At 73.4% G+C, this 12128-nt stretch carries 11 protein-coding genes; 6 read left to right on the top strand and 5 right to left on the bottom strand.

The genetic code is table 11. The features are described from left to right. The first annotated feature begins 86 nt into the window (after positions 1 to 86). Positions 87 to 2420: an NACHT domain-containing protein gene (locus AF335_RS08880; RefSeq protein WP_228773487.1), complete on the top strand. Its 2334-nt coding sequence runs from the start codon at positions 87 to 89 to the stop codon at positions 2418 to 2420. Positions 2421 to 2425: 5 nt separating this feature from the next. Here the strand turns inward: AF335_RS08880 and AF335_RS08875 are convergent, their stop codons facing one another. The 3 genes from AF335_RS08875 to AF335_RS08865 are packed head-to-tail and all read right to left on the bottom strand — an operon-like array spanning position 2426 to position 4787. Next, positions 2426 to 3658: a beta-ketoacyl-[acyl-carrier-protein] synthase family protein gene (locus tag AF335_RS08875; RefSeq protein ID WP_102917713.1), complete on the bottom strand. Its 1233-nt coding sequence runs from the start codon at positions 3656 to 3658 to the stop codon at positions 2426 to 2428. Then, positions 3655 to 3924 carry an acyl carrier protein gene (locus tag AF335_RS08870; RefSeq protein WP_170127636.1) on the bottom strand — a complete coding sequence of 90 codons (270 nt, stop codon included), beginning with the start codon at positions 3922 to 3924 and terminating at the stop codon, positions 3655 to 3657. Before AF335_RS08870 ends, AF335_RS08875 begins: the two co-directional genes overlap by 4 nt. A 23-nt stretch (positions 3925 to 3947) precedes the next feature. Continuing rightward, positions 3948 to 4787: a class I SAM-dependent methyltransferase gene (locus AF335_RS08865; protein ID WP_102917711.1), complete on the bottom strand. Its 840-nt coding sequence runs from the start codon at positions 4785 to 4787 to the stop codon at positions 3948 to 3950. Between the two features lie 218 nt (positions 4788 to 5005). On the opposite strand from AF335_RS08865, the gene AF335_RS33985 reads away from it, so the two are divergent. After that, positions 5006 to 6409: a hypothetical protein gene (locus tag AF335_RS33985; RefSeq protein WP_146045476.1), complete on the top strand. Its 1404-nt coding sequence runs from the start codon at positions 5006 to 5008 to the stop codon at positions 6407 to 6409. 36 nt (positions 6410 to 6445) lie between these two features. Further along, the gene (locus AF335_RS08855) at positions 6446 to 7810 is read left to right on the top strand and encodes a condensation domain-containing protein (protein WP_102917709.1); all 1365 of its coding nucleotides are present in this window, start codon (positions 6446 to 6448) and stop codon (positions 7808 to 7810) included. 36 nt (positions 7811 to 7846) lie between these two features. Here the strand turns inward: AF335_RS08855 and AF335_RS08850 are convergent, their stop codons facing one another. After that, positions 7847 to 8326 (bottom strand): hypothetical protein, encoded by a 480-nt coding sequence (locus tag AF335_RS08850; protein ID WP_170127635.1) that lies wholly within the window; start codon positions 8324 to 8326, stop codon positions 7847 to 7849. A gap of 479 nt (positions 8327 to 8805) precedes the next feature. Here AF335_RS08850 and AF335_RS08845 point away from each other — a divergent pair, with 479 nt between their 5' ends. The 3 genes from AF335_RS08845 to AF335_RS08835 all read left to right on the top strand — a co-directional run bounded on the left by AF335_RS08845 (position 8806) and on the right by AF335_RS08835 (position 11341). After that, the gene (locus tag AF335_RS08845; protein WP_194963210.1) at positions 8806 to 9288 is read left to right on the top strand and encodes a hypothetical protein; all 483 of its coding nucleotides are present in this window, start codon (positions 8806 to 8808) and stop codon (positions 9286 to 9288) included. A gap of 177 nt (positions 9289 to 9465) precedes the next feature. Beyond that, positions 9466 to 10110 (top strand): hypothetical protein, encoded by a 645-nt coding sequence (locus AF335_RS08840; RefSeq protein ID WP_102917707.1) that lies wholly within the window; start codon positions 9466 to 9468, stop codon positions 10108 to 10110. After that, complete coding sequence (locus AF335_RS08835) at positions 10100 to 11341, top strand: MAB_1171c family putative transporter (protein ID WP_102917706.1); 1242 nt, start codon at positions 10100 to 10102, stop codon at positions 11339 to 11341. The genes AF335_RS08840 and AF335_RS08835 overlap by 11 nt, the downstream gene beginning before the upstream one ends. 61 nt (positions 11342 to 11402) lie before the next feature. On the opposite strand, the gene AF335_RS08830 is transcribed toward AF335_RS08835, so the two are convergent. Then, a complete protein-coding gene (locus AF335_RS08830) occupies positions 11403 to 12029 on the bottom strand; it encodes a hypothetical protein (RefSeq protein WP_102917705.1) in 627 nt (208 codons plus the stop codon). Between the last annotated feature and the right edge of the window lie 99 nt (positions 12030 to 12128).

The raw sequence follows: 12128 nt of genomic DNA, 5'->3' as shown, positions 1-12128 counted from the left end.
GGAAAACAACATATCCGAGCGGGAGGCCGGGACCTGTGGCCAGTGAGTTCAGCACGCTGTTACGGCGGCTGCGGCACAACGCGGAAATGACCCAGGAGACCTTGGCGGAGCGCGCCGGGGTGGGGGTGCGCACCATTCGCGGGTTGGAGACCGGCGAGCGCGCCGACCCCCGGGTGACCACGGTGCGGTTGCTGGCCGACGCGCTCGGGCTGAAACCGGCCGAGCGCGAGGAACTGCTCGCGGCCGCCGTCCGCCGGGCGGGGCCCGCGGACCCGCCGGACGAGCCGGCGGGCCTGCCGGACGAGCCCGCGGACCGTGTCGAACCGGCTCCGGGGCAGCCGCCCTCGGTGTGGCACGACGCCCTGGCGGACGTCGCCGGGCAACTCGCCCACGCGGTGGCCGCCCGCTGGCAGCGCGAGGAGGAGCAGCGGCAGGTGCACGATCCGTACCCGCTGCCGGTGCGCTGGCGGCCGGCTCCCGAGGAGCTCACCGATCACTGGGCCAACATCCGGCGGCTGCCCGCCGGGGGCACGCACGGCCCGCTGGATCTCGGCGGCCGGCTGGACGAGATCGCTTGCGTGTACCGGCGGATACCGTCCGGGCGGCTGGTGGTGCTGGGCCGGCCCGGTTCCGGGAAGACGATCCTCACCATGCGGTTCGTCCTGGACTATCTGAAGTCGAGGGCGCGCGCCGAGCCCGTACCGGTGATCTTCACCATCGGCGCCTGGGACCCGACCGCCCTCACCTTCCGGGACTGGCTGACCGCACAGCTGACCCGTGATCACCCCGGTCTCGCCGCGCCGGGGCCCGGCGGGCCGAGCCTGGCCGCCGCGCTGGTCGAGAGCGGCCGGATCCTCCCGGTGCTGGACGGTTTCGACGAGATCGCCGGCGGGCTGAACCGGCCCGCGCTGGAGGCGCTCAACGCCACCACGCTGCCCCTGCTGCTGACGAGCCGTCCGGCGGAGTACGCGGCCGCGGTGGCGGAGACCGATGTGCTCACCTCCGCGGCCGCGGTGGATCTCAGCGATCTCACGCTGGGCGATCTGACCGACTATCTGCCGCGCACCACGCGCAAGGCCCGCGGCGGGGACCCCGCGACGACCGCGTGGGACCCCGTGCTGAGCGAGCTGGGCGAGCGGCCGCACGGCCCCGGCGGCGCCCATCTCGCCGCGGTGCTGACCACCCCGCTGATGGTCACGCTCGCGCGCGCCGTCTACAGCGACACCCCGGGCCGCGACCCGGCCTCGCTCCTGGACAGCGGGCGGTTCACGGGCCCCGAGGAGCTGGAGGACCACCTCCTCGACAACTTCGTCGCCGCCGCCTACCGCTCCCGGCCGGAGCCCCTTCCGGCGGGCGGGTCGCGCCGGGACCTCGACCCGGAACGCGCCCGGTACTGGCTCGGCTACCTCGCCCACCACCTGTCCCGGCTCGACACCCCCAACCTGGAGTGGTGGCGGTTCGGCTCGGGGCTGCGGCGCTCCACGCGCACACTGGTGCTCGCGATGGTGATCTGTCTGACCATCGGGTTCGTCGACGGGCTCGTCGGCACCCTCTTCGACGCGCTCGGCTTCCAGGTCGCCGACGGGCTGGTGGTGGGGCTCCTCGCCGGGGTCACCCTCGGGATCGCGTACTGGTTCCTGGTCGCGGCCAAGGACACCGCGGTGCCACCGTCCAACGTGGGCGTGCGGGTGTTCAGGAGGGCGGGGGCGGGGAAGATCGGGCGGGGAGCCGCCACCCGGTTCCTGTTCGGATCGCTGTTCGGGCTCGTCTTCGGCTACGGCTACGGCTTCATCCACGGAGTGATCACCGGCTTCCTGCGCGGCTTCGGCCTTCCGACGGCCCTGCGGATCGCTCTCGACGACGGTCTGCTCTTCGGGGTCGTGTTCGCGGTCGGGGCCGGCCCCGCGCTCGCGCTCCTGGTCCTCCTCCAGACCCCGCTCGACATCCGGTCCGCCGTCAACCCGGTCAGTCTGCTGCGCACCAACCGCCGGACGTCCGTCGCCCAGTTCGCCGTCTGGGCGGTCGTCTTCGGGCTCCTGGTCGGCGTCGGCTCCTGGCTGGCGATCCGGCCCATGTCGATGCTCGTGGGCCCGTTCGTCTGGAACCTCAGGTCGTCGCTCAAGCTCGGCGTCATCAGCGGGCTCGGCGGTGCCCTCGGCTATGTGCTCGGCCTGACCGCCTGGGGCCAGTGGCTGGTCTTCGCCCGGATCTGGCTGCCGCTGACCGGCCGGCTGCCCTGGGCCACCGTCGCCTTCCTGGAGGACGCCTACCAGCGGGGCGTGCTGCGCCAGGCCGGCGCGGTCTACCAGTTCCGCCACGCACGCCTCCAGGAGCACCTCGCCCGCACCTACCGGGCGCCCCGTGCTCCCCGTGCTCCCCGTGAGCCGACCGGGCCGGGGGGTGCCGGGCCCGCCCGGTGACGCGGTCAGGCGGCGCCGAACACCACCGCCGAGTTCTGGCCGCCGAAGCCGAAGTTCTGCTTGACGGCGACCTCGATCGTGGCGGGCCGCCCGACGACCGGGGTGTAGTCGAGGTCGCAGCCGGGGCCGGGGTTCGCCAGGTTCGCGGTGGGGGGCACGTATTTGTCGCGCATGGCGAGCAGCACGCCGACGCTCTCCAGCACCCCGCACGCCCCGCAGGCGTGACCGATGACCGACTTGGGCGCCGTGATCGCCACGTTCCGGGCGTGCGGGCCGAAGGCGAGCTTCATGGCGGCGGTCTCGGCCAGGTCGTTGAGCGATGTCGACGTCCCGTGGGCGCTGACCAGGTCCACGGCGTCGGTGCCGAGGCCGGCGTCGGCGCAGGCCAGTTCGATCGTCCTGGCGGCGATCCGGCCGTCCGCCCGGGGCGCCAGGGGGTGGTCGGCGTCGCAGGTGGACGCGGCGCCGAGCACCTCGCCGTACACGGTCGCGCCGCGGCGCAGCGCGGACCGCTCGGATTCCAGCACGAGCACGGCGGCGCCTTCGGCCGGCACCATGCCGTCGCGGTCGCGGTCGAACGGCCGGGACGCCTCGGCCGCCTCCGCCGCGGGTCGCCGGGAGAGGGCGTCCAGCAGGCAGAACGACGCCAGGCACGGCAGGTCCAGCCAGCTGTCCACCCCGCCGACGAGGACCACGTCGGCGGTGCCGTCCCGTACCGCGCGCATTCCGGCCCCGATGGCGTCCGTCGAGGAGGCGCAGGCGGTCGAGAGGGTGAGCACCGGGCCGGTGACGCCCAGTTCCCGGGCGACGAGTCCGGCGGCCTGGTTGGGCAGCAGGCGGAGCAGGCCGAGCCGGTTCATCCGCGACCATCCGTCCCGGCGGAGTACGGTCACGAGCTGCGCGGTCTCGTCGAGCCCGCCGCCGCCGGTGCCGACGTAGAGCGCTCCCGGCGGCGTGCGCAGCCCCGCGTCCGCCCGCGCCTTCATCGCGGCGGCGAACAGCAGCTGCTGGAAGCGCGAGGTGCGGCGGACCTGCTGGGCGGACATGTGCTCCCGGGGGTCGAACCCCTCGACCACGCCGCCGACCTGGCACGGCAGCGGTTCCTCGAGGTCCAGGGCCGAGATCGCGGGCCGGCCCTCGGACAGGGCCGACCACAGCTCGTCCGGGGTGCCGCCCGCGCACGATTCGACGCCGATGCCGGTGACCAGCACGCGGTGGCGCGCCGTCCCGGTCGTCACGGTGTGCCCGACATCGCGTCGACCACGTCCCCGACCGTGTGGAGGTCGGTGATCCTGATGTCGGTGTCCGCCAGCTGGATCCCGAATTCCCGCTCCAGCACGGCGATCAGCTCCAGCGCCTCCATGGAGTCGAGTCCCAGCACCGGCTGGTCGGGGTCCGCGGCGTAGAATATGGCCGCGTCGCGGGTGATGACCTCCCCGGATTCCCCGAGGTCGGGCCGGATATCGATGATGGCCCGGGTGACCACGTTCATTGCCTCGGTCATGCGGAATTCCTTTCGTGATGCTCTCATGGCCGGATGGCGGAGAAATACACGCAGCGCCGCGCGATCGTGAACGGGGCGCGTTCGTGTAGTTTTTCCAGCGTCTCGGTGAGCAGTTCGGCGGCGGACTCGCGGTCGATCCCGGGCAGGGCGGCGGTGGCGAACATCGGGGTGGAGCACAGTGCGGCGAGAAAGCGCGGGCCGAGGGTGAACTCCCGCTCGACGGTGTCCACGCCGGTGAAACCGGCCGTGGTGAGGGCGGCCTCGTAGTCCCCGGCGGTCCTGCGCAGCCCCGGGGGCCGACCGGCGGCCGTCCGGGCCGGGGGGAGCCCGCGCTTCCGGGCGGCGTCGCGGGCCGTGCTGACGAGCTCGGCGTACAAGGGCAGGTCGGCGGCGGTCTCCGCGCCCGAGTAGAAGGCCGAGTTGAACACCAGGCGTCCGCCGGCGGCGAGCACCTGTCCGATCGCGTCGAGCGCCTCGCCGAGGTCCGGGACGAGGTGGACGCAGTTGGCCAGGACGACCGTGTCGAAGGAGCCCGGCGGGAACAGCCGGGCGACGGAGGCCGCGTCGGCCTCGACGAAGCGGGCCCGGTCGCCCAGCCGGGCCCGTGCCGCGTCGAGCAGGGACGGCTCGGGATCGGCGCCGACCAGGGACATCGACGGGTCGCGCAGCAGCAGTTGCTCGCTGACGGCCCCGTCCCCGCACCCCAGGTCGAGGACGGCGGGCGCGGAGCCGGCGGGGACCATGCCGAGCAGGGCGCGGTTCAACTCGGCGTATTCCGGGTCACAGCGCAGCGCGGCATAGTCCATGGCCGATCCGGTATCGCCCACGGCCCGGGAGGATTCGCTCTCTTCCCGTGTGTTCATGAATTGCCCCCCGTCGGCCGCGCGTTGAATCGCGCGGTGCGGAATGAATGACGGGGGCCGACGTTATCAGCGTGCCGGGAGGGCAACAAGAGGCGTGTTTCCCAGGGTGGCCCGCAGGCCGGTGTGACCAGCGAACACCATCCGCTTCATCTTTCTTTCATCGCATCCGTATAGCTTCGGCCGGCCGCACCGAGGCGTCATAAGGAGAGCACCCGTGATTGTGGTCCGAGACCGCCGTCGTACTTTTCCCGATCGGTGAGACGTTGGAATTCAAGGAATTGGGCGACAGTGCGGTTCCCGCCGGCCGGCTGACGTTCTGGACCCCCGCCGCCGCGGTCCCGGCCTGGGCGGACGACCCGCGGGCGCCCGCGCTCGTCCACGAGCACCATGTACGTGCCGCGGCCGCGCGGGGAGCGCGGCACGTGGATCCGGCGTGGATCGGGGTGTCGTTCGGCGTGGGCCGGGTCGGTCCGCACCTGGTGGGGTCCGCGCTGACGGCCTGGCTGCGCGGTCACGAACACCTGCGCAGCAGGCTGGTGCCGGTCGACGGCGGCTGTGTGCGGCGCACGCTGCCCGCGAGCGCGGTCGCGCTGCGCAGGGAGGACGTCGGCGTCTTCGCCGACGGCGCCTCGGTCCGGCGGCAGATCGAGGCGCTCTTCGACCGGGGCGCCGGCCCGCTGGGCTGGCCGCAGACGGTCTTCGCGACGGTCGAGGGCGCGACGGGCGTGACGGTGTTCGCGGGCGCGGACCACGGCGTCGTGGACGCCTACACGCTCGCCATGATCCCGGGGCAGGTCCGCACCGTCCTGGCGGGCGGCGCCGGGCCCGTGACCGGGCCGACCTTCCTGGACTTCGGGGCCGAGGAGCGGCGCCTCGCCGAGCGGCCGCCGCCGGGCCCCGAGCACACCGAGCGCTGGCGGGCCCTGCTGCGCCACGGCCGCGGCCGGACGCCCGCCTTCCCCCTGCCGCTCGGCACGTCCGAGGAGCCGCTCGCGCAGTGCAGCGCCTACCGCCGGCTGCTCGACGGGCCGGCGACCACCAGGTTCGCCGCCGCGTCGAGCGCGGCCGGCGGCACCACCGCCGCGGGACTGCTGGCCTGTCTCGCCCTCGCCGCCGCGGAGGTCGCGGGCGGGCGGCACCTGTCGGTCGTCAGCCTGGCCAACGCCAGGCCCGACCGCTGGCGGGCGGTGCCGGGCTGGATCGTCGGGCTGCACCCGGTCCGGATCCCCACGGCGCCCGGGGCGGCCTTCGCCGACACCGTCGCCCTCGCCGCCGCCGAACTGCGCCGCCGCGGGCCGGGGCCGGGCAGTTCGCTGCCGCACGTCAACCGGATGCTGCGCGGGGAGCTCCACCCCCGGTTCGTCGTGTCCTATCTCGACGCGCGCCGGGTGGCGGGCACCCCGCCGCGGCCCGACGACACCATGCTGCGCAGCCGGATCCACGCCCGGCCCGAGGTGTATGTGTGGCTGACCCGAGGTGAACGCGGCGTGCACCTGTCGGCACGCTTCCCCGACACGCCCGTGGCGCGCGCCAATGTCGGACGCTTCGTCACGGCCGTCGCGCGGGCCGCCGCCCACGTCGCGGACGGACGCCGCGCCGAGGCCGTACCCACGCCCGTCTAGCGGCGGACCGATGGAGGAGGAGACCCCACCGTGCGTATGACCCAGATCCTCGACTGGCGGCCCGAGCCGGGCGAAGTGGTCGAGTTCGAGCTGACCACCGACCGGGCGCCCGTGCCGCACGACGTGCCCGCGTCGCACTTCCAGCAGGTCCACCTGCGGTTGGCGGCCGCCCACCGGGCGAGCGGGCGACGGCAGTCGCCCTGGGTCGGCATGACGTTCGACCTGCCCGGCCGGGCCGACCTCGACGCGCTCGCCGACGCGTGGCGGGGGCTGGTGCGGCGGCACGAGGCGTTCCACGCCTGGTACGAGCCGGACGCCGAGGACCTGCCCGGCTTCCGGCTGCCACCCGATTCGCTGACGGTGCGTCCGTCGCGCGTCGGGGAGTTCACGGACCCGGGTGAGCTGCGCGCCCACCTGCACCGGCGGATCGACGAGCGGACCGCGGTGGGCCGGCTCGGGATGCTGGCCGGGGTGATCCGGCGGGACACGGCGTCCACGGTGTACTTCGCGATCGATCACGCCTACACCGACGGGCACTCCCTGGCGCTGCTGTTCGAGGAGATCCGCACCCGGTACCGGGCGGCCCTCGGCGGCGCCCCGGCCGGGCTCGGGCCGGTGCCGGGCTATCTGGAGTACAACCTCCGCGAGCGGGCCGGCTCGGCGTCGCTGACGGCGGACGCGCCGGAGCTCGCCGCGTGGTCGGAGTTCCTGGCCGCGGAGGACGGCGGCTTCCCCGGCTTCCCCGTCGGGCTGGGCAACGACACCGACGAACTGCTGCCCGGCACCCGGGTCCACTACCCGGTCCTCACCGGCGCGGAAGCACACGCCTTCCGCGCCTACTGCGCCCGGCACGGCGGCGGGTTCGGCGCGGGGGCCTTCGCCGCGCTGGCCCTCGCGCAACGGGAGTTCACGGGCGACGACGTCTACCGGGTGCTCACCGTCGTGTCGACGAGGGCCCACCCCCGGCTGCTGCCGGTGCACGGCTGGCTGGTCAACTTCGTACCGCTGCGGTTCCGGCTGCCCTCCGGGGCCGCCCTGGCCGACGCGGTCGGCGTCGCGCAGCAGGGCTTCCAGCGCGCCCGCGCGGGGTACGACGTACCGCTGTACCGGGCGGTTGAACTGCTGGGCGGCGACGTCCCGTCCATCCCGCCCATGGTGTCCTATCTGGACGGGCGGTCCGCGCCGGGCGCCCGTGACTACCCGCGCGCGGACGCGACCGTGCTGACCGGCCCCGACAGCGCCCGGGGGGTGTCGCTGTGGGTCAACTGGTTCCCCGACCGGGCCGATCTGGTGGTCAACATGCCGGACACGCCGGAGGCCGCGGCGGGTGTGCCCAAGTACGTGGACCGGGTCAGGGAGATCATGCTCGCCGCCTCGTCCGGTTCCCGGCCGGCCTCCTGAGACGCGGCGGCCGGCCCGGCGGGGCGGGGGCCGGCCTCATCCGGGTGTGACGGCGGCGTCCGGCACCCGGCCCTGTTCCGCCTGGGACAGGCGCTGCGCCTGCATGCGGGCCAGCGCCAGCAGCACGCGCGGGTGGTCCTCGTTCTTCTCCGTGTCCTGATAGATCAGGTGCGCGACCACGGTGCCCACCCGTACCGCCGTCTCGGTGCTGGCCGTCGCGTACGGGGCGCGGGGACGGGCGACGGTCGCGCTCTCGTCGCCGACGGTCGGCATGGACATCGCGCGGTCGTCCTTACCGGCGGCGGACCAGTTCTTGAAGGCGGTGGCGGCGACCCGCCGGTCGGGGTACGAGAGCAGCGAGATGTACACGGAGCCGGAGTCGCCCGGGGCCTTGTACTGCACCCGGCCCGAAATCCTGAACGCGTAGCAGTCCCGGGGGCCGCCGTCCTCCCGGCACCACTTCTCCTCGGGTATCTCCCGGACCGCCGGCCGCTCGATGCCCGTCGTCCAGCCCACGGGCAGGCTCCGTAGCTCCGGCAGCGCCTTCAGCACCTCTTCGGCACCGAGAGCCCGGTCCGGACCGGGCTCCTGTCGCCCGTGCGGCGCGCTCGCCGGAGGAGCCTTCTCGTGCGGCTCCGCGGCGCCGCCTCCGCAGCCGGCCAGGGCCGGCGCACACACCGCGACGAGCGCCCACGCACCGCTGGACGACCTTCTCCGAACCTGACGCAACGGAACCTCTCCCCCGAACCCTCCGCTCCGGCGGCGGAGCCGAGCACAGGGGATCACATCCACGGGCAGCGATCACTCACCGGGTGGCGACTGCCCGTCAGGACCCGCCCGCCGCCGGCCTCCGGAGCCCTGTCCGGCGTGGCGGACCCGGCCCTGGACCCGCGGTGACCGGTTCACGAGGATGGGGCTTGGCAGCCGGAGTTAGAATTCTGGGTGTCCCGGCGGACGGCCGCGGTGGGTTCCATCTCCGTGGGGAAGGACAACGGATGAGCAGTACCGAATCGGCACGCGGTGAGGTCGACAGGCCGCTGCTGCTGCAACTGGAGCGGCGGCTGAGACAGCTGATCGAGACCCTCTACCCCGACGAGCGCACCCGCCCCGGATACGCCCGGCTGGCCAAAGAGATCCGCGAGAGCACCGGCGGCGCCATCTCCGCCACCTACCTCTGGGAACTCGCCACCGGCAAAAAACGCAACGTGACACTCGAACAGCTCGACACCCTCGCCCAGTTCTTCGGCGTCCCACTCGAATACTTCCTCAGCGACGAAGTCTGCGAACGCGTCAACACCCAGCTCGCCCTCGCCACCGCACTCCGCGACACCAAGATCCGCAACCTCGCCCTCCGGGCCGAAGGACTCTCCTCCGCCAGCCTCGACGCCCTCCTCACCATGGTCACCGAAGCCCGCAAACTGCAGAACCTGTCGAACATCGACGACCCGGACCACGCCGTTCCGCGCCCTGGGGACTGAACACCCGGGGGACGGGGTCCTGGCTCCGGTACCGGCCCCGTCCGCCCGCGTCCACGGCTTCGCCGGGGTCGCGGGGCGGGCGGGGCCGGTACCGCGCGGAGGTCCACGGTCACCGCACGGTCGAAGTACGGGGGTGCACGGTCGTTTCTTCCCTCCACGGCAGGCTATGGGAGATACATGATTACCAAGTACACCCAGCTGCACCGGCGGTGCCAAGCGGTGCTGGACCAGCTGACGTTGCCGCGCCCGTTCTCCATCGACGCCCTGTGCCGGGAGCTCTCCCGGACCCGCGGCCGCCCCCTCCATCTGCACGCCCTGCCCGACCAGGCCGCGGGCGGCAACATCTGCGGGCTCTGGCTGGCGACCCCCACGGACGACCACATCTTCTACGAGCAGCGCACCACCCAGATCCACCAGGAACACATCATCCTCCACGAGATCGGGCACATGCTGTTCGACCATCACGGGATCCGCCCCACCACCCCGCCGCCGGGCGTGCCCACGAGTACGGGCTCGACGAGAGCCCCGACCGCCGACGGAGCCAGATCCGCCACCACGGGGACGATGGAGGAGAGCGCGCCGGCCACCACGACGGCCGGTGAGAACAGCGGCGTGCAGGCGCTGCTGCCCGACCTCAGCCCCCAGCTGATCCAGCGGCTCCTCGGCCGCGCCAGCTACACCACCCGCCAGGAACAAGAAGCCGAAATGCTCGCCACCCTCCTCCGTATCCGCGCCTCCACCCTGCCCGAAACCGGTACGCCGCAGGGCGTCCTGGGACGTCTCGGCGCCGCCCTGGGAGCACCGGTCACCGATGTCCGCTGATCTCGCCACCGCGGGCCAAGAGCTCCAGTACGTCGGCACCGGCCTGCTCTGGCTCGCCGTCGCCCTGCGCGCCGGCGCCTCTCTGCGCTCCCCCGAGCGCAGCGGATTGTGGCTCGCGGTCGCCACCGCCGCCGTGGCCATGACCCTCAATCTGCCGGAGGCGGCGCACGTCGCGCAGCGGGTCACCGGCTCCGTCCACACCACCGCCCTCATCCGGAACCTCTCCGGAGTCCTCTCCGCCGGGGCCGTCCTCTACTTCGTCACCGCCACCACCGGAAGCCGCCGGCTCCGCAACCGCCTGTCCCTCGCCACCGGCGCCGTCCTCGCCACCCTCGTCGTCCTCGACCTGGCCGCGCCGCCCCACCAGGAGCACACGATCCCGCACAGCGGGCCCCCCGTGCCCTCCACCTCCTACTGGCTGGTGATGATCGCCAGCCATCTCGCCGCGAACATCTCGTGCGCCCATCTGTGCTGGCGCTACGGCAGACAGGCGGACAGCCGCTCCCTGAAGATCGGCCTCACCACGTTCGGCACCGGCACGGCCTTCGCCGGACTGTTCTGGACGGGCCACCTCGCCCATCTCCTGACCGGCACCGAGGCGCCGCTGCCCTATCTCCCGTTCCTCATGGCCTTCCACGCCATCCTGCGGGCCACCGCTCTCCTCACGCCCACCTTGGCCACCACCCGTCAGACGCTCACCGACGTCACCACGATCTGGCGTCTTCATCCCTTGTGGCGCGACCTCATCGAAGCCGCTCCCCATGTCGCCTTCACCACGCCCCGCTCGCGCCTCCTGGAAATCCTCAACCCGCCGCTCCCCTACCACCTCCTCGCCTATCGCAAGATCATCGAGACCCACGACGCCATCCTGGCGCTCCACCCCCACACGCCGCCCGGCACAACGGACGCGCCGGACGAGATCTGCCGTCACTCCCCCGCCGGTACGCCCTCCGGGGCCGGGGCCGGTTGCACCGAATGCGCCGCCCTCGCGCTCGCCCGCGTGCTGGTGCACGCACGCCACGCCAAGCTCGCCGGCCGCCCGCCGACGGCCCGCCCGGAGGCCCCGCACCCCACGCCGCCCGGCACCCTCACCGCCGAGACACACTTCCTCCTCGCCCTCGCCCGCCATTACCGGGCCCGGACGCGGGCGGAGACCGGCGCCCGGCCGGCGGAGCGAGGCGCCGGCACGGCGGTGCGGCCGGCGGGCGGGGACCGGAATTGCCTGGAGTGACCGGGCGGACGTCCGTCCCGGCCCCGCCGACGGATACCGCCGGGCCCGGCGCCCCGCGCCGCTACTTCGCGGCCTTCGCCTCCTCGGCGGCGGTGGCCGTGGCCCGCTTCCCGTCCTGGACCTGCTGCAGTCGCTTCAGCGTGGTGGCGAGCATGTCCCGGGTGCCGGTCGTGTCGCCCCCGGCGCCGTCGACCTTCACCCGGATGGTGACGACGCCGGACCGGGTGAAGCCGTAGACGCTGCTCTCGCTGAGCCCGGGGTTGACGACGAGGGCGGTCTCGTCCCCCACCGCCTTCTTGGGGGCCTGCTCCTTGTCCGGCTCCTTGCCCTTCCACTCCTTGTAGGCGCTCTCCGCGTGCTCGGCGGTGTCGTAGAGGCAGATGGACACCTCCATCATGTTCGTGGTCGACCCGTTGTACAGGTACGAGCCCTCGCTGCCCCGCACCCAGCCCTTGGGGGACTTGTCCTCGCGCGCGCAGTACTCGGCCTTCGATATCACGTCCTTGGCGTGGTACGGCGCGAAGCCGGGGATCAGCTCGCCCTGGCCCGGTACCGCCTGGGTGAGTTCCCCCTGTCCCAGCTGGGTCGTGATGGGCTTGGCGGCCTCCTCCTCGGAGCCGGAGGAACAGGAGGTGAGGGCGAGGGTGCCCAAGGCGACGGTGAGAACAGTGGTACGCATGCGTGACATGCACACACCCTATCCAAGGGCATTTCCGCGACCGTCCGGGTGACCGCGTGGCCGCCCGGCCCTGACGGAGCGGCACCTGAAGCCCGGCGCACGGATACA

Origin of the sequence: Streptomyces eurocidicus, assembly GCF_002891295.1 — a bacterium.
GTDB lineage: Bacteria > Actinomycetota > Actinomycetes > Streptomycetales > Streptomycetaceae > Streptomyces > Streptomyces eurocidicus.
Note: the sequence above shows the minus strand (reverse complement) of the source record. Positions and strands in the feature narration are given on the sequence as shown.